Genomic DNA, 17,522 nt, shown 5'->3' with positions numbered 1-17,522 from the left:
CATTTCATAAACAAATAAAAATATTATGTCTTCACACCACATTGTTCGAGACGATCAAGAACCAGCATTAATAATTGCTAATGGTGCTGCATGCAGTGAAGAATTATTAGGACAATTACTAGAATGGTCTCCACTTGTTGTAGTTTTAGATTCTGCTATTGAACGTGTTTTAGAATTAGGAATTAAAGTAGATGTCTTATTAGGCGATTTCGATAGAGGTTTTGATGTTAACTATTATAAAGACAGTCAATATCCTATTGAGATAGTTTATACTCCTAACCAAGACAAAACCGATTTAGAAAAAGCATTTGATTATCTCATTCAAAGAAATATTCCTGCAGTAAATGTAATTTGGGCTACAGGAAAACGTGCCGATCATACTATTACTAATATTACAAATATCGTTCGTTTTCGTAATCAATTAAAAATTGTTGTTTTAGACGATCATTCAAAAATCTACTTATTACCAAATAAATTTGAAAAATGGTATCCAAAAAATAGCATTCTTTCATTAATTCCTATCGGTGAAGTGTCAAATATATATTCCAAAAACCTTGTTTATCCTTTAGAAAATGATACTTTAACAATTGGTTACCGAACAGGAAGTAGCAATCATGTGGCAGAAGATGGAATAGTAACCATTGAACATCAAAAAGGAGATTTATTATTAATGGAATGTTGGGATTAATTATTGGTTTATAACATCAACTGCTTGATAGAATCTTTTTGAATAATGGGATGAATTTAAATCGCTAATGGTAACTTTCATAGCCTTTCCAGAAGAAGCATGTATAAATTTTGAATTGAATCCATTAGCTTCACAAACAATTCCTAAATGACCTATTGAAGTACTATCTTGATAACCATTAAATACCAAAACATCACCAATAGCTACATCTTCTACATTAATTTTTTTGCCAAAATTTTTAAAACCACTTGAACTTCTAGGCACTGTAATATTAAAATTTTTAAAAACATAATTAACAAATCCCGAACAATCAAACCCTTTTTCAGGATCTTGTGAAGAATATACATAAGGAACATCTATAAAGTTTTTAGCAAAAGCTACTATTTCCTGTCTATCTATTTCTAATTCTGAAATTTCAGATTTTAATATTTTCTCTTTTAATATTTCGGTTTCAATCAATTCCAATTTTGTAGACTTAAGTTTTGATGCTTCAGTTTTTGGAGCATTATAACATTGAAAACTTATTAACATAGTAGTTATTACAATAAAAAAATTTACTTTCATACATTCGTTTTTAGCAACTTATTCAAAAATAAGTTATTCAAAATTGAATTCTGTTAAAATAAGATAAAAGTCTACAATTCACTATCTTTGTTTTTTAGCAAAATTATATGAAATTCCAAGTCGTTTCTGATTACAAACCAACTGGTGATCAGCCACAAGCAATAGAAAAATTATCAAAAGGCATCATTAATGGTGAAAAATACCAAACCTTACTAGGTGTTACTGGTTCTGGAAAAACATTTACTGTGGCAAATGTGGTTCAGGAAGTACAAAAACCAACTTTAGTCTTAGCACATAACAAAACTTTGGCTGCCCAATTGTATTCTGAATTTAAACAATTTTTTCCTGAAAATTCAGTACAATACTTTGTTTCTTATTATGATTATTATCAACCTGAAGCTTTTATTCCAGTTACAGGAACTTATATTGAAAAAGATTTATCCATTAACGAAGAATTAGAAAAATTACGATTAAGTACTACTTCTGCTCTACTTTCAGGTCGAAGAGACATTATTGTAATTTCATCCGTTTCGTGTTTATATGGTATTGGTAATCCTGTTGAATTTCAAAAAAATGTAGTCTCAGTAGAGAAAAATCAAGTTATTTCTCGTACCAAATTATTACATAAATTGGTACAAAGTTTATATGCACGAACAGAAGCCGAATTTACACCTGGAACTTTTAGAATAAAAGGTGACACGGTTGAAGTTTTCCCAAGTTATGCCGATGAACCCTTTAGAATTCATTTTTTTGGAGATGAAATTGAAGAAATTGAAGCATTTGACGCAAGAAGTTCGCAAGTAATTGAAAAATACGAAAAACTAAATATTTATCCTGCTAATATGTTTGTAACTTCTCCAGATGTATTACAAGCAGCCATTTGGGAAATTCAACAAGACTTGGTGAAACAAGTGGATTATTTTAAAGAAATTGGTAAGCATTTAGAAGCAAAACGATTAGAAGAACGAACCAATTTTGATTTAGAAATGATTCGGGAATTAGGATATTGTTCAGGAATTGAAAATTATTCTCGTTATTTAGACGGAAGAGCTCCTGGAACTAGACCATTCTGTTTACTAGATTATTTCCCTGATGATTTTTTAATGGTAGTTGATGAAAGTCACGTTACTATTTCACAAGTTCATGCTATGTATGGCGGAGACAGAAGTAGAAAAGAAAACTTAGTCGAATATGGTTTTAGATTACCTGCTGCAATGGATAACAGACCTTTAAAGTTTGAAGAATTTGAAGCACTTCAAAATCAAGTAGTTTATGTTTCAGCTACACCAGCAGATTATGAATTACAAAAATCTGAAGGAGTTTATGTGGAACAAGTAATTCGTCCTACAGGATTATTAGACCCAATAATAGAAATTCGTCCAAGCGCAAATCAAATTGATGATTTAATTGAAGAAATTCAATTGCGCTGTGAAAAAGACGAACGTGTTTTGGTAACCACTTTAACCAAAAGAATGGCTGAAGAATTGACCAAATACTTAACAAAAGTTGCTATTCGCTGTCGTTATATACATAGTGATGTTGATACATTAGAACGTGTGGAGATTATGCAAGATTTGCGTAAAGGCATATTTGATGTATTAATTGGTGTTAACTTATTAAGAGAAGGTTTAGACTTACCAGAAGTTTCTCTTGTCGCTATTTTAGATGCTGACAAAGAAGGTTTTTTAAGAAGTCATCGTTCGCTCACACAAACTGTGGGTCGTGCAGCACGTAATGTTAATGGAAAAGCAATTATGTATGCAGATAAGATTACCAATAGTATGCAAAAAACTATTGACGAAACAAATTATAGAAGAGAAAAACAAATAAAATATAATACAGATAATAATCTTTCCCCAAAAGCCTTAAACAAAAGTTTAGGAAATGCTTTGAGTGGTAATTCAGTTTCTACTCAATATTATGATAATTTAGAATACAAAGCAGCAGAACCAGAAAGCGAATACTTATCTAAACCAGAAATTGAAAAGAAAATTCGCGAAAAAAGAAAAGCTATGGAAAAAGCAGCCAAAGAACTAGACTTCATGCAAGCTGCAAAATTAAGAGATGAAATTAAGACCTTACAAGAAAAAATATAACTTATGAAAAGACTTTTTACATTTATACTACTATTTATATTTATTAGCAATAGTAACGCACAAAATGAAAACCCAAATTATGATGCTAAACTTGCCGAAGAATTAGGAGCAGATGACTATGGAATGAAACAATATGTTTTTGTTGTTTTAAAAACAGGAACTAATACTACAACTGATAAAACATTTACTTCAGATTGTTTTAAAAGTCACATGGAAAACATAAACAAATTAGTAACCGAAAAAAAACTAATAGTTGCAGGACCAATGTCTAAAAATGAGAATAATTTTAGAGGTATATTTATTTTAGATGTAAAAACCTTTGAAGAAGCTAATGAATTGCTTGAAAATGACAAAGCTATAAAAGAAAAAATACTAGCAGTTGAATTGTATAAATGGTATGGTTCAGCTGCCTTATCACAATATTTAGAAGCTTCAAATAAAATTTGGAAAATAAATCCTTAATAAAATGAAAAATACAACTGAAATTCTTCAATTAACTGATGAAGTCGAAATCATTGAAGCAATTGGAACCATAATTTGGGACAAAAAACAAGAAGATGATACGCTTACAGAAGGAGAAACAAATTTTGTCCTTATCGATATTTTTGAAGGAGCAATGAATGAAGGTGGTTTTTCTTTCTTTTTCAAAAAAGAAGCAGGTGATTATGCTAAAGAAATTTTAGAAGCCTATAAAAAAATTGGAGCTCCTAAAACGGCTAACATCATAGCAAAAGCAATAGGTCTATTTGGAATTAACAACTATTATGATGAGACCGAAAAAAGAAAAAAAGCAATTGCTAAACTAGATGAAAAAGTTTTTTCAGGTTGGGAAGATTTAGATGAAATCTTTTTTAATGACGAACAAGAAGAAGATATCGTTTCACTTATTGTTAATTATATTAAAAATAACCAACACGATTTTGATTACAAATAAATCATTCTATTTCACTAAATAAGGTTAAAAACAGGTAAAAATACGGGTATTATATGTAGTATTTTTATTTAATTTTTGCATTATAATTACACTACATAACACAATTCCCTTTTTTAAAGAATACTACTTCATTAAATCAAGCGAATAGGCAAAAGCTTTAGGGAATTGTGTTTTTTTATTAAAACCTCATTTTTAATAATTACATTTAACATATTAACCCATACACTTTCACATAAAACCATGTTAAATCATATAAAAACACTCCAAAAAATTGGTCAAACTTTTAAAAAAGATAAAACCGATTTTTTAGAATTAACGGAAGCTATAAATGATTTCAAAAGAATTACCCAAGAATTATCAACCATAAATATCAATGAAGAATCTAACAAAAAAGATGTTTATTTAAATAACGGTAAAGCATTAGGCACTACTTGGGCAGCTATGTGTATAGATGATATTTTACGAACAAAAAAATTTATAAAAGGCATTTTTAAAGCCATTGACTCACTTAAAGCAAAACAAAATAAGCCAATACATATTCTTTATGCAGGAACTGGACCTTATGCAACCTTGCTTTTACCCATTTTAGCTACTTATTCTCAACAAGAAATAAAAGTAACATTAGTAGAAATTAATAAAGAAAGTTTTAATAGCATGAAACAAATAATTAGTTTACTAGGCTTAAACAAACATGTTATTTCTTATGAAAATGAAGATGCAACAACACTTAAAATTAGTACTCAAACACCCATAGATATTATAGTTAGCGAAACCTTACAATGCGGTTTAGTCAAAGAACAACAAGTACCAATTACTATTAATCTATTAAATCAAGTAGGTAAAAACACCATTTTAATTCCCGAAATGCTAGCCTTAGATGTTTGTTTAATGAATTATAATGCATTTAAAAATAGAACTTCAGAAACTAAAGAAAGTGATTATTGTTTAGTACTTGACCGATTAATTGAAATAAACAACAAATCAAATGAGGTTTTTAATCTTGATTTAAACGATTCCTCTACACAAATACTAGCTGAAAAAATAATTACCATCGACCCAGAAAACACAACTTTATATGAAACCTTATTTTTAGTAACAAGAATTACCGTTTTTGGAGATGAAAAAATTCTGATTAATGAAAGTGGCCTAACTGTTCCTATTTTTCTAGATGAATTTTCCAATCTAAAAGAAGAAAAAACTTTCAAAATTTCTTATAAAGTAGATGCTGAACCAGGATATATAATCAACTGATAACTAAAAATGTAACACAAACTTTGTTACATATGATAGTCTAAAAGAATTAATTTAATAGTAAAATTGCTTAACTTTACTATTAAATTAATAGTTATGAAGAAATCAATTATCATACTCTTAACTTTTACTTTTATAACAGTTCATTCTCAGAATGAAACTATTGAAACATTAAAAGAAAATATTCAAATTGAATCATCAAATGAAAAGAAAGGCAGTCTTTATTATAAACTAGCTGAGATATACCGAAAAAATATAAAAATTGACAGCGCATATTTTTATGCAAAAAAAGGATATGCCATATTAGAAAAACAAAAAAATGATTCTTTAAAAGTTTTATCTGCATTACAATTATTTAGACTTTCTTCAAAAACTATTGAAAAAGATTCCATTAATTATTTTCAAATTGCAAATAAAATAGCAGAAATATATCCAAAAAAAACATTATTAATTGAAATATTATATGCAAAAGGATTAGATGATTTTTTTAGCAATAAATATGCAAATTCGCTTCCTTTCTTTTTAAAAATAGATTCTCTATCGAAAAAGTATAAAATTAATAACAAAACTACTATTGATGCTATCATTAAAAGAGCAGAAATTTCAAGGCTAAAATTTACAGAAAAAAATACTGCAATAGCAGAAAAACTACTTCTTGAAGCCTTAAAGATTGCAAATCAAATTAAATCAGAAGAAATGATAAATTTAATCTATACTTATCTAGCTAATATTTATGGATTAATGGGAAAATCGAAAGACGAAAAAAAATATATTGATTTAGCTTTTAAATACTTTCTAAAAAAAGACGACATCAGAAATGTATCACAACTATACCTCCTATCAACAGCACATTTTATTGAAATAAATGATATACAGACAGCAAAAAAAGAACAGTTAAAAAGAATTAGTTATCTTAGAAGTAAAGAAGACAAACTAGAATTGGCAAGAGCATTAATGTATTATGGAAGCTTCCAAAGACGTAAAACTAAAGAATACAATAATGCTATTAATAATCTTTTAGAAGCAAAAGAAATCTACGAATCTTTAAAATTAACAGGCATTGATTCTTACGAAAAACTAATTTACAGTTTAGCCATATGCTATTCAAAAATAGAAAATTATAAAAAAGCAAATGAATATTATGCATTATCTTATGATTTAAGAGAAGATATAATGAGAAAAGAAAATAGAATACTAACTTCTTCTTTAGAAACCAAATATGAAACTGAAAAAAAAGAACAAGAAATAAAACTACTATCAGCTGAAAATAAACTAGAAAAAGAACAAAAATATATCTATATAAGTATTACAACAATTGTGCTACTCTTTGGATTATTTCTATTTTTTGGTTATCGAAATAAAATAAAAACAGCCGAAAAAATCAATGAGCTTAACAAATTAAAATCTAGATTTTTTGCAAATATTTCACATGAATTTAGAACTCCTCTTACATTAATTAAAAGTCCTGTTCAAAGTTTACAAAAAGAAATCTCAAATGAAAATCAATTAGAGAAACTAAAACTAATTGATAAAACTTCTGATAGAATGTTAGAACTTGTTAATCAATTACTAGAACTCTCTAAAATTGACACCGGTAACCTAAAGCTTATTTTAAAAAAAGAAAATTTAAAAATTGCCTTGTACTCCATAATAGAATCTTTTGTGTTTCAAGCAAAAGAAGCAAAAATATTATTTTCACATTCGTTACCTAGTACTAATAAAAGTCATTTTTTTGACAAAGATGTAATTGAAAAAATTATAACTAATTTACTATCAAATGCATTCAAATACACAACTCAAGGTGAAAAAATAGATTTTCAATCCGTCATCGAAAATAATATTTTAAAAATTATAGTTACAAATTCTGGAAGTGATTTAAAACAAGAAGATTTACCAAGACTATTCGAACGTTTTTATCAAAAAAACGACACAAAACAAGGAACAGGAATAGGTTTAGCTTTAGTAAAAGAACTTATAAAACTATACCAAGGAAAACTTGATACCAAATTAGAGAACAAGCATTTAAGTTTTATTGTTTGGATTCCTTTAGATAAAGAAAATTCAAATGCAATAAAAATAGATGGCCCAAATGAAAAAGAACAAGAAGAAACTACAAACACAGCTGTAAACACCGAATTACCAATACTTTTAATTGTAGATGACAATAAAGATATTAGAGAAATACTAAAATCAATCTTCATAGAAAATTATACTATTATAGAAGCCGAAAATGGTGAAATAGCATTAACATTATCTCAAAAGGAAATTCCTGATTGTATTATTTCTGATGTTATGATGCCAAAAATGGATGGTTTTGAATTTACAAAAGCTATAAAAACAAACGAATTAACCTCTTTTATACCCATAATTTTATTAACTGCAAAAACTTCAGAAGAAACTCATTTAGAAGCATTAAAAAATACTGCTGATGCCTTTTTAACTAAACCATTTAATAATGAAATTCTAAAAGAAACCGTTTCTCAACAAATTGCAGAACGCAAAAAATTACAAGAACGTTACAGCAAAGAACTAGTCTTAAAACCTACAAATATTGTTGTAGATTCTTATGATGAAAAATTCATAAACAAACTCCAAATTATTTTAGATAAAAACTTATCAAACCCAGATTTCACAGCTGAAGATTTTGCAAGTGAGGCCAATTTAAGTAGAATGCAATTACATCGTAAACTAAAATCATTATTCGGTGTATCTACAACTGAATTCATTAGAAATGAACGCATAAAAATGGCACATGACATATTAAAAAAATCAGAAGCAACTATATCCGAAATCGCTTATTCAGTTGGCTTCAATGAAGTAACCTATTTCTCAAAATGCTTTAAAGACTTTTATAAAATAGCTCCTTCAGAATTTCAAAAACTACATTAAAAGAAACTATTTCTTTATTATATTTCTACATAAGAGCATTCCCTAGCTTTTACTTTTTCATGCCTTAAAAATAGGGTAACATTCAAATGTTACATTATTTCATGCTTTTGTTACATCTGTTAATTCATTAAAAACAAGTTACTTATAACTTTGATTTAAATTAAAATTAAGGATGTCAAAAAAAGTAAAATATCATTTTGAAGGGCATTTAGAAAAACCTCCTTCCCAAAAAATATACCTTAATATTAATCATCTAGAAAAGGGGAAATATGAATTAAATATTATACACAAAAATAAAATCTTAAAAAAAACAACTTTTAAAAAATAGAAACTATGAAAAACATGAAACTTTTTTTACTTATTATTACCTGCACTCTTCTTGCATGTGATAAAGATGATGAACCAACAGTTGAACAAACCATTGATTTAAGCGCAGATGCAATTACCTATGAAATGGTATCTCAAACTTCTTCTACAACAGGAGAAGTAAGAATAACAGGACATATCCAAAATGTAGGTAATACCAATTTTAATTCGACAATAGGACAGCAAGTAGCACATTTAATCGAACGTCCATTAGGTTCAACAACAGAAACAGTTGTAGCAACAGAAAATTTATCTCCTACAATAAATGCAGGTAACGAAATTACATTCAGTTATACTAGAAATTGGGACACAACTATCGAATTCCAAAATGACATAATCTTAAGAATTAGCTATGATCCAGACATTTTTATTGATGGAAATCCTAACAACGATGACATTAATTCTAGTAATAATACTTTGATTTTAGCAGGAAATACTATCAACTCATTATTCTAAATTCTAAGACTATGAAAACAATAATAAAATACTTAGTAATATTATCTTGTTACCTATTAGTTAGTTGTAATAATGATGATGATAGACCTTCTCCACAAACAATTACACAAAGAGAAGCCTTAATTGCTTTCTATAATGCAAATCCTGGAAATTCTCTAAATTGGGATATCACTTCAACTGATATAAGTACATGGGAAAACGTAGGAGTTAACACAGACGGAAAAGTAACTAGTTTAAATCTTATTGATAAAGGAATAACAACAATTCCATCTCAAATAGGTTATTTAAATGAATTAATTCATTTAGAATTAAGAAATAATGCCATCACAGCCATTCCTAATGAAATAGAAAATCTTGATCAATTGACTTATCTTGGTCTAAACAACAATCAAATAACTAGCTTGCCAACAACTATTGGGCAAATGGCACTTTTAGACCGATTATTTGTTTACAATAATAATCTCACCACTATTCCTAGTCAAATAGGCCAACTTACGACATTAACAAGTTTGAATTTAGGAGCAAACACAATAACTTCAATCCCTACAACAATTGGACAATTAACAAATTTAGAATATCTAAATTTCTATTCTAATTCAATTGCTAGTGTGCCAAATCAATTAAGCACATTAGTAAACCTAATAACATTAGATATCTCAGACAATTTTATCGCTAGTATTCCACAAAGTATATGCGATTTAGAAACTACTGGAACAACAATCATAAAAGATGCGACTGTAACTTGTAATTAAAAACCAAAAAACATGAAAACGATAAAATACACAATCATTATAATCATTTTTATTCTTTCTTCATCATGTAGCAAAAGTGATGACACTCCAGTAATTCGAGGTTTTTTTCCTACACAAATTCAAAAAACTGATTATAGTGATTCTAACAAAAATAGAACTTATACAATTGCATATAATTCTCAAAATCAAATTACTGAAATTACTGAAATAGCTGTAACTGGAGAAAGTTTAACAAAAACATTCACCTACTCAAGTGGTTTACTAATGAATATTAGTGTTTCAAATAACATTAATTCAGAAACAACCACTTATGAATACATCTACAATTCGTCAGCTTTACTCACATCTATAATTGAAACAAATAATACTGCCACATATTCTTATGCGGTAAGCTATGATTCTACATCAAATTCATATTCGCTTAATGATTCTGGAATCGTAATGACATTATTTCTAGATGATGAAAATAGCCCTATAGAATTTGAACTTTCACCAACTCTTAGCTTCACAATAATAACAGATAACGAATCATCTGGTGCATTTAAAAATGTAAAAAATCAAATTGCTATACAATTAACCTATAATTTTATTGAAGGTATTAACTTTTGTTTTTTTCATCATAAACAAATAAACAATATAGATTTTGGCACCACTAATTTAAATGTAATCAATTCAAGAGATAGCAATAATAATATAAGAACCGTTAATTATAACAATACAACAACTGGTCAAACTGTTTATGGATATGTTATAACTTATAGTGAACGTAATTTATAAATTTAAAATATAACAAATGAAAACAAAAGTCTTACTAATTATTTGTACATTTTTCATTTCGTCTTCACATGCTCAATTTTTCAAAAAGCTAGGTGAAAAAGCGGAAAAAGCAGCAGAAAGAACTGTAGAAAGACGTGTAGAAAAAGAATCTTCTAAAAAAACAGATCAAGCCATTGATAGTGTTTTTGGAACTGGAAAAAAGAAACAAAAAAAAGAGAAAAAATCAAAAAAGGATAAAGAAAAAAGCACAAATGATTCAAAATCTTCCAATAAAAAAACAAATCAAGACATTGTTACAGGAAGCAGTTTTTTTCCTGATGGAAATCTCATTTTTGAAGAAACTTTTAAAGAAGACAACAAAGGTGATTTTCCTGCTAACTGGGAAACTACAGGTGGTGGAGAAATTATAACCATAAAAGGAGAAAAGGCATTTCGGTTGTATCCAAATAGTTTATGCATTACAAAAACAGGAAAACTTCCAGAAAACTATGCTTTAGAATTTGATTTAACCACTGAAAATTTAGCTTACAAAGAACTTTCAGGTTCTGAATTTCGAGTTCAGTTTACTAATGAAAACAAGCTAAATAAAGATTTGAAACAACGTGCCGAATTCCATTTCTCTCTTTGGCAAGGCAGTGCAACAGCAGATAAAATTCATGTAGAAAATTTTGGAACAGAATCAAAAATTAGTAATAATATTAACTACAAAATGAATGATGTATTTAATAGAACGGCTCATTTTACAGTTGTTGTCAATGGAAAAAGACTTAGAGTGTATATCGATAATGAAAAAGCACTTGATTTACCTTCTCTATTGCAAAATAATGCAGGCAAATACATTCAATTCTATCTAAGAGGAACAAAACAAGAAGAAAATCATATTGTTGCCATTTCTAATATAAAAATCACTGAAGAAAGTGAAGACATTCGTTCATTAATAATGAAAGGTGGCTTTTCGACAACTAAAATTCTTTTCGATTCTGGTTCAGATAAAATCAAGAATGAATCTTTCCTTTATCTAGATAAAATAGGAAAAGTACTTTTAGAAGATAAAAATATCAAACTTAAAATCATTGGTCATACCGACAGTGATGGAGATAGCAAAGCCAACTTATCTTTGTCACAAAAAAGAGCTATTTCAGTTAAAAACTACCTGCAAGAAAAATTTAAAATTTCCGAAACTGCCATTCAAACTGATGGAAAAGGAGAAAATGAACCAGTTGCTGACAATAAAACCAATGAAGGAAAAGCACAAAACAGACGTGTTGAATTCAAAAAAATATAATCATGAGGAAAATAATTTTTCTTATCTGTTTAGGATTAAATGGCTTAATAAACGCACAAAGCAATCTCTTTTTCAGTCCTAATGATGAAGAAATAAAAGATACTGTAAGAACAAGTTTTGGAAATATTTCGGTTGCTTTTTTAGATTTTAATCCAAACCAGCAAATTACATTTGACAAAAAAATAACCTTTTCGTTCCATTCAAATTCAGGCTCATCAACAACAAGTGAATTTCTAGTAAACACTAATAAAGGATACATGGCTATGAACAAAGAAATGATGGAACAAATGATAGGAATTGAATTTCCACATAATGATAATTTAAAAGTACATTATCGGGTTACCAATACAAAAGGAAAAACTTATTATTACATTGAAATTAATGGAATAAAACAAGTAGTAAATCGTTTACCAATAAATGAAATATCTTTAGATGAAACCAATATGTCAGTTGCAAAATTTAACAGAAACTTCTCCTCTACTGGTTCCAATTTGAATGTAAGTAGTCAAAATTATAGTTCAAATGAATATCATGGCATTTCACCTGAAACTGGAAATGAAACCTTTGTCTATTTGGCAAACCAAAATCAAGTCAATTTGAACCCTAATTCAAACCCTAAAACAGTTGGAATATTTGGTTTAGGTTATATTTTTAATGACAATAGAACCCAATTAGTAACTCGAATCGAAAATGATAACGGAACAGCAGAAATCGAGAATATTGAAAATGTCTCTATCCGTTTTGAGGGTAATTCCTATAGAAGAAGAGAAAATATAGTGGCTGAAGAAGAAGAAAGAGTTACCAATGTAAAAGAAGATTATTTAACTAAAAAACAAGAATACATTAATCGCTCTACAAACTCCGAAAGAACCATTTCTAATAAAGAACGAGAGATTTTAAACAGAGAAGCAGAAATGGAATCTAAAAGAAAAAGAGCAATGAATAAATATATTGAAGATGGAGCACCAGCAGAGCAAAATACTCAATATTCGTTAGAAAGTTTTGATCCAAAAGACGATATCGAAGTTAAGAAACTAGAATGCGAAAAGCGAATTTTAATTATCGAAAAGAAACTCAATCGCATGTCAGCTACAAATAGAGATTACAACAAATTACAGAATGAAAAAAACTGCTTAGAAACTAAAATTGTTGATTACAAAAATGCACAAGATGAAATGGATAGCATCAAAAATAGGAACTCAGAAGATTCACATAAAGCTAATGTAGAAAAAATGAATTATTATATCTCTAATGTAGTTCCAAATATTATGGGCAGACCTTGTTTAGGAAATAATTAGTAATTGAATAGTATATGGGATTAAGCACTACCTACTATTAATGTAGTATCAAACAAAAAAGGAGTTAAAGCTCCTTTTTATTTAATATTTCTTTCAATTCCTTAATTTCTTCTTCTAACTTGGTAATATATTTTCTTTGACTTTCAAGTAAGTATTCAGGAATAGAATAAATATGATTAGTCCCTAAATAATTTCCTATTGAGTTGTCTCTAAAAACAAAAAAATTTGATTCTTCACTTTCATAAATTTCTTCTATAGGAACATTTAATAAAGAAGCAATTTTTTCCCATTCATTACTACTTATTTTTGCTTGTCCTTTTTCTCTGCGATTATAATTAGAAACATCAATACATAAATGTTCGGCAATTTGTTGTTGTGAAAAACCTTTTTGTTTTCTAGCTTCAATTAATTTTATTTTTTCCATAGTGTAAAACTTATATTGCGAAAATACGCAAAATAATCGCAATGAAAATACTTTGTTATAAATAAAATAATAAGGTAATTGCAACGTTTAAAAGAAATAATTTATATAAATAAAACTTAAATGAAAAATATCTTTTTCTTACTATTAATTTATCTATTTTTTATTTCATGTAAAGGTTCTTACACAAAAATTGGTGATGCGAAAGCAAATTATATACCTTATTATCTTAAAGTATATAAAGCGGATAGTTTGTTTTTAAATGGAAAATATGTTGAAAGCTATAAAATATTAGATAATCTTTTTAAAAGATACGAGCCCATAAATATTGAAGGAAGAACTTATGAATATGGTACTTATTTAGCTAGTGCTGTAATGAGCGGTAATATTGAAAATTTAAAAGATAAAGTTATTTATGGTTATGAAAATTTTGGTTCTATAAGTAATTCAAGTTACAAATCTTATTATTATACTGATTCAATTCTAAAAACAATAAATTTTTCGAATGCAGAAATTGATTCTTTAAGAAATATTTATCATTCCAAAGTAAATTCTAATTTAAGAAATGAAATTGTTGAAATGGTTAATGAAGATCAATTAGCGAGAAATAATAGTGATGCAGAGAATATTATTAAATATTCTAAAATTCATAAAGATAAAATTAAAAAAATATTAGATGAATACGGTTATCCGTCATATAAAATTATTGGTTCGAATAATGGACATGAGTTTAATGAGTTAGCTACTTTTGATTTGCTTTTCCTTCATCAAAATAATGATTTTTTAGAAGAAATTTTGCCTTTTTTATTAGAAAATGTTAAAAAAGGTAAAATAGGACCAGAAGAATATGCTACAATTTACGATCGATATATTTGGAATAAAACATCTGAAATTGAAGGAAAACAGTATTATGGTTCTTACACTAATAAAGGAAAACCTTCATTGCCATTGAAAGAAGTGAAAAAAATAAGTAAAATAAGACAATCTATAGGATTACCATCATTAGAGTATGTGTTATGGAGATATAATTTTTATAAATCAAGTATTAATTAAATTTTTATATTATGAGTAAATTAAAATCAATTGCTAGTTTTAAAGAAACTGGACTTTTCTTGACAAGTAGCCAAATGGAAACAATTAATGGTAGTATGGGAGGTGGTGATGTTCCATCTCATCAAACTGGTTATTCTGAAACATGTAATAATAATGTTGAAGATACTAGAATATCCAATAGATATGATAGTTCCTTTTCAACTTGTAATTGGGGTCCTTGGATTGTATGTTGTGTTTCAGATTGTACTATGTCACAATTAGTTGATAACACATGTAATTAATTTAAAAGAAAACAGAGCATTATTTTAATGCTCTGTAACAATTTTATATGATTTTAATTTTATCTGAAAATGGAGATTTATCAACAACACAAGTCATTCAATGGCTAGATTTTTTGAAAAAAAAATGGATTAGAATAAATGTTGGAGATGACGTTGATTTTGAGTTAATTGGAGATGATGTTAAGTTTTTAACAAATAAACATAATTTTAAATTATCTGAAATTCAGTCTATTTGGTTTAGAAGAGGATTCTTTTCCTTTAAATTTAAATTTTCATCAAAGATTAGTGTTATTGATGATTTTTTAAAAACTGAGTTTAAAAAAATTATTGAATATATTTATTATAAATTATCAGAGAAAAAATGTATTAATAATATAGAAACTTATGATGTTAATAAACTTGTAATAACTTCAATAGCAAAAGATTTTAATTTAAATACCCCAAAAGATTTATTATTCACAAATCCAAATGTGTTTGAAATAGTGGATGATAAAAAATATATTACAAAATCTATATCAGGTCTTGGAATGTTTTCATTTGAAGATTTTACAATTTACAATTATACAAGATTCATTAATAAAGAAAAAAATACTATTAAATCTGCATTCCCTTCCTTAATTCAAGATTATATAGAAAAAAAATATGAATTAAGAATTTTTTATCTTAATGAAGATTTTTATTCAATGGCTATTTTTTCCCAACAAGATAAAACAACTTCAGTAGATTTTAGGAATTACAATAGAGACATCCCAAATAGAACTGTACCATTTATATTGCCTGATTATATAAAAATGAAACTAATCCAGTTTACTAAAAAGATTAATATAAATTGTGGATCAATAGACATGATTGTGACCCCACAGAATGAATATGTTTTTTTAGAAATAAATCCCGTAGGACAATTTGGAATGACATCATATCCTTGTAATTATAATTTGGAAAAGAAAATAGCAAATTACTTATAAAATGAAAAAGAAAGATATACAATCTTACGTAAATAATAATTTAGAAAATTTACCTTTATTATTTAGAGAATTAGTTTTTAAAGATAAAGAATGTTTGCATGAAAGTATAAAAGAAACTAAATCTGAAAAATATTCTGATGAAAGTTATATGATTTATAAATTTTATAAACCAATTAGTAGATTTTAATAATATGCATAAGAATTATTTTAAACTATTTTCAAATTGTATAGTTGTTAATGGAATTAATAGAGCTTTAATTATAGATATACAGAGGAAGAATTTTTTAGCTATACCAGATTCTATGAATGAGATAATTGGGTATTTTAAAAATAAAATATCTATTGAAGAAATTAAATCGAAATACGGTGTTGAAAGTGAATCTACTATTGATGAGTATGTTGAGTTTTTAATTGATAATGAATATGGTTTTATAACAACATATGAAGAATTTGATTTATTTCCCTTAATTAACACATTCTATGAATCACCAGATATAGTAAGTAATTGTATAATTGAAATATCTGAACATACAATTCCAAAGATTAATAAAATAATTAATAATTTAGAAAAGTTATATTGCACAAATGTGCAATTAATTAGTTATAATGTATTAGATATAAAAACATTAAGAGAATTATTGAATTTAACTAAAGATAATAATTTAAAATCAATAGAATTAATTTTGCATTATTCAAAGGAATTGATGAATTTCATAGAAGAAATTGATAAAATTAATTTTAGAATAACAAATATAGTAATTCATAATTCAATTAAAACAGATTTACAAATTAGTAAAAAAACATTTACTATTAACTTCCTTGAATATCCAATAAATTCATTTAAAAATTGTGGTAAAATAACAACAAATTTATTCAATGTAAATAAAGAAAAAGTTTTAGAATCCCTTAACCACAATTCATGCCTTCATAAAAAAATCTCCATAGACAAAGAGGGTAATATTAAAAATTGTCCATCAATGCCTCAAAATTTTGGTAATATAAAAGACACTACATTAGAGGAAGCATTAAGTCATAAAGATTTTAAAAAGTTCTGGAATATTACAAAAGACCAAATAGAGGTTTGTAAAGATTGTGAGTTTCGTCATATCTGCACAGATTGTCGTGCCTATGTAGAAGAACCAGAAAACCACTATTCAAAACCTTTAAAATGTGGTTATAACCCATACACAAACCAGTGGGAAGAATGGAGCACAAATCCATTAAAACAAAATGCTATCGAATATTATGGCATGCAAGATTTAATTAATAAAATGTAATTCATTTAATTGATAAACTGTAGTATTACTTTAATGGTCATTTTTTGAAAAAAATCATTAAGACATTTAAAAGCAAAATACTCAAGCTTTTTCCATAAACATTATAGCACAAAAATTACATTCGCAAACATAATTTTAAATTATAAAAACTAAAACAGCAACAAATAAA

At 27.0% G+C, this 17,522-nt stretch carries 18 protein-coding genes; 16 read left to right on the top strand and 2 right to left on the bottom strand.

Annotated features, from left to right (window positions below):
- Positions 1–25 precede the first annotated feature (25 nt).
- On the top strand, positions 26–688 hold the full coding sequence (locus ACULEV_RS04565; protein WP_445457488.1) for a thiamine diphosphokinase: 663 nt from the start codon (positions 26–28) through the stop codon (positions 686–688).
- Here the strand turns inward: ACULEV_RS04565 and ACULEV_RS04560 are convergent, their stop codons facing one another.
- On the bottom strand, positions 689–1,252 hold the full coding sequence (locus ACULEV_RS04560) for a C40 family peptidase (protein ID WP_445457487.1): 564 nt from the start codon (positions 1,250–1,252) through the stop codon (positions 689–691). It abuts the gene before it with no gap.
- Positions 1,253–1,359: 107 nt separating this feature from the next.
- On the opposite strand from ACULEV_RS04560, the gene uvrB reads away from it, so the two are divergent.
- From uvrB to ACULEV_RS04510, 10 genes are all read left to right on the top strand, one after another.
- A complete protein-coding gene (gene uvrB, locus ACULEV_RS04555; protein ID WP_445457486.1) occupies positions 1,360–3,348 on the top strand; it encodes an excinuclease ABC subunit UvrB in 1,989 nt (662 codons plus the stop codon).
- A gap of 3 nt (positions 3,349–3,351) precedes the next feature.
- Positions 3,352–3,810, top strand: coding sequence for a YciI family protein (locus ACULEV_RS04550; protein WP_445457485.1), 459 nt, complete (start codon positions 3,352–3,354; stop codon positions 3,808–3,810).
- 4 nt (positions 3,811–3,814) lie between these two features.
- The gene (locus ACULEV_RS04545) at positions 3,815–4,282 is read left to right on the top strand and encodes a DMP19 family protein (protein ID WP_445457484.1); all 468 of its coding nucleotides are present in this window, start codon (positions 3,815–3,817) and stop codon (positions 4,280–4,282) included.
- 240 nt (positions 4,283–4,522) lie between these two features.
- Positions 4,523–5,533, top strand: coding sequence for a hypothetical protein (locus ACULEV_RS04540; protein ID WP_445457483.1), 1,011 nt, complete (start codon positions 4,523–4,525; stop codon positions 5,531–5,533).
- Between the two features lie 96 nt (positions 5,534–5,629).
- Positions 5,630–8,422 (top strand): response regulator, encoded by a 2,793-nt coding sequence (locus tag ACULEV_RS04535; protein WP_445457482.1) that lies wholly within the window; start codon positions 5,630–5,632, stop codon positions 8,420–8,422.
- A 333-nt stretch (positions 8,423–8,755) separates the two neighbouring features.
- On the top strand, positions 8,756–9,244 hold the full coding sequence (locus ACULEV_RS04530) for a hypothetical protein (RefSeq protein WP_445457481.1): 489 nt from the start codon (positions 8,756–8,758) through the stop codon (positions 9,242–9,244).
- A gap of 11 nt (positions 9,245–9,255) precedes the next feature.
- The gene (locus ACULEV_RS04525; protein WP_445457480.1) at positions 9,256–9,996 is read left to right on the top strand and encodes a leucine-rich repeat domain-containing protein; all 741 of its coding nucleotides are present in this window, start codon (positions 9,256–9,258) and stop codon (positions 9,994–9,996) included.
- A 12-nt stretch (positions 9,997–10,008) separates the two neighbouring features.
- A complete protein-coding gene (locus ACULEV_RS04520; RefSeq protein ID WP_445457479.1) occupies positions 10,009–10,773 on the top strand; it encodes a hypothetical protein in 765 nt (254 codons plus the stop codon).
- Positions 10,774–10,789: 16 nt separating this feature from the next.
- Positions 10,790–12,058, top strand: a complete 1,269-nt coding sequence (locus ACULEV_RS04515) for an OmpA family protein (RefSeq protein ID WP_445457478.1) — start codon at positions 10,790–10,792, stop codon at positions 12,056–12,058.
- A gap of 2 nt (positions 12,059–12,060) precedes the next feature.
- Complete coding sequence (locus ACULEV_RS04510) at positions 12,061–13,356, top strand: hypothetical protein (protein ID WP_445457477.1); 1,296 nt, start codon at positions 12,061–12,063, stop codon at positions 13,354–13,356.
- A gap of 64 nt (positions 13,357–13,420) precedes the next feature.
- On the opposite strand, the gene ACULEV_RS04505 is transcribed toward ACULEV_RS04510, so the two are convergent.
- Positions 13,421–13,780 carry a helix-turn-helix domain-containing protein gene (locus ACULEV_RS04505; RefSeq protein ID WP_445457476.1) on the bottom strand — a complete coding sequence of 120 codons (360 nt, stop codon included), beginning with the start codon at positions 13,778–13,780 and terminating at the stop codon, positions 13,421–13,423.
- A 120-nt stretch (positions 13,781–13,900) separates the two neighbouring features.
- Between ACULEV_RS04505 and ACULEV_RS04500 the strand changes: the two genes are divergently transcribed.
- The 5 genes from ACULEV_RS04500 to gwsS are packed head-to-tail and all read left to right on the top strand — an operon-like array spanning position 13,901 to position 17,353.
- Positions 13,901–14,830 (top strand): hypothetical protein, encoded by a 930-nt coding sequence (locus ACULEV_RS04500; protein ID WP_445457475.1) that lies wholly within the window; start codon positions 13,901–13,903, stop codon positions 14,828–14,830.
- An 11-nt stretch (positions 14,831–14,841) separates the two neighbouring features.
- On the top strand, positions 14,842–15,111 hold the full coding sequence (locus ACULEV_RS04495; RefSeq protein WP_445457474.1) for a hypothetical protein: 270 nt from the start codon (positions 14,842–14,844) through the stop codon (positions 15,109–15,111).
- A gap of 47 nt (positions 15,112–15,158) precedes the next feature.
- Positions 15,159–16,076 carry a grasp-with-spasm system ATP-grasp peptide maturase gene (gene gwsG / locus ACULEV_RS04490; RefSeq protein ID WP_445457473.1) on the top strand — a complete coding sequence of 306 codons (918 nt, stop codon included), beginning with the start codon at positions 15,159–15,161 and terminating at the stop codon, positions 16,074–16,076.
- 1 nt (position 16,077) lies between these two features.
- Entirely contained in the window at positions 16,078–16,263 is a 186-nt protein-coding gene (locus ACULEV_RS04485) for a hypothetical protein (protein WP_445457472.1), read from the top strand.
- 4 nt (positions 16,264–16,267) lie between these two features.
- The gene (gene gwsS, locus ACULEV_RS04480; RefSeq protein WP_445457471.1) at positions 16,268–17,353 is read left to right on the top strand and encodes a grasp-with-spasm system SPASM domain peptide maturase; all 1,086 of its coding nucleotides are present in this window, start codon (positions 16,268–16,270) and stop codon (positions 17,351–17,353) included.
- Positions 17,354–17,522: the final 169 nt, after the last annotated feature.

This window comes from Flavobacterium sp. HNIBRBA15423 (assembly GCF_052655965.1).
This window is presented reverse-complemented; position numbering and strand designations above follow the sequence as displayed.

Coding starts and splice junctions, on each gene's coding strand:
- ACULEV_RS04505 (WP_445457476.1), bottom strand. CDS start 13,780: ATGGAAAAAATAAAATTAATTGAAGCTAGAAAACAAAAAGGTTTTTCA.
- ACULEV_RS04535 (WP_445457482.1), top strand. CDS start 5,630: ATGAAGAAATCAATTATCATACTCTTAACTTTTACTTTTATAACAGTT.
- uvrB (WP_445457486.1), top strand. CDS start 1,360: ATGAAATTCCAAGTCGTTTCTGATTACAAACCAACTGGTGATCAGCCA.
- ACULEV_RS04510 (WP_445457477.1), top strand. CDS start 12,061: ATGAGGAAAATAATTTTTCTTATCTGTTTAGGATTAAATGGCTTAATA.
- ACULEV_RS04520 (WP_445457479.1), top strand. CDS start 10,009: ATGAAAACGATAAAATACACAATCATTATAATCATTTTTATTCTTTCT.
- ACULEV_RS04560 (WP_445457487.1), bottom strand. CDS start 1,252: ATGAAAGTAAATTTTTTTATTGTAATAACTACTATGTTAATAAGTTTT.
- ACULEV_RS04495 (WP_445457474.1), top strand. CDS start 14,842: ATGAGTAAATTAAAATCAATTGCTAGTTTTAAAGAAACTGGACTTTTC.
- ACULEV_RS04500 (WP_445457475.1), top strand. CDS start 13,901: ATGAAAAATATCTTTTTCTTACTATTAATTTATCTATTTTTTATTTCA.
- ACULEV_RS04565 (WP_445457488.1), top strand. CDS start 26: ATGTCTTCACACCACATTGTTCGAGACGATCAAGAACCAGCATTAATA.
- ACULEV_RS04525 (WP_445457480.1), top strand. CDS start 9,256: ATGAAAACAATAATAAAATACTTAGTAATATTATCTTGTTACCTATTA.
- gwsS (WP_445457471.1), top strand. CDS start 16,268: ATGCATAAGAATTATTTTAAACTATTTTCAAATTGTATAGTTGTTAAT.
- ACULEV_RS04530 (WP_445457481.1), top strand. CDS start 8,756: ATGAAAAACATGAAACTTTTTTTACTTATTATTACCTGCACTCTTCTT.
- ACULEV_RS04515 (WP_445457478.1), top strand. CDS start 10,790: ATGAAAACAAAAGTCTTACTAATTATTTGTACATTTTTCATTTCGTCT.
- ACULEV_RS04485 (WP_445457472.1), top strand. CDS start 16,078: ATGAAAAAGAAAGATATACAATCTTACGTAAATAATAATTTAGAAAAT.
- ACULEV_RS04540 (WP_445457483.1), top strand. CDS start 4,523: ATGTTAAATCATATAAAAACACTCCAAAAAATTGGTCAAACTTTTAAA.
- gwsG (WP_445457473.1), top strand. CDS start 15,159: ATGATTTTAATTTTATCTGAAAATGGAGATTTATCAACAACACAAGTC.
- ACULEV_RS04545 (WP_445457484.1), top strand. CDS start 3,815: ATGAAAAATACAACTGAAATTCTTCAATTAACTGATGAAGTCGAAATC.
- ACULEV_RS04550 (WP_445457485.1), top strand. CDS start 3,352: ATGAAAAGACTTTTTACATTTATACTACTATTTATATTTATTAGCAAT.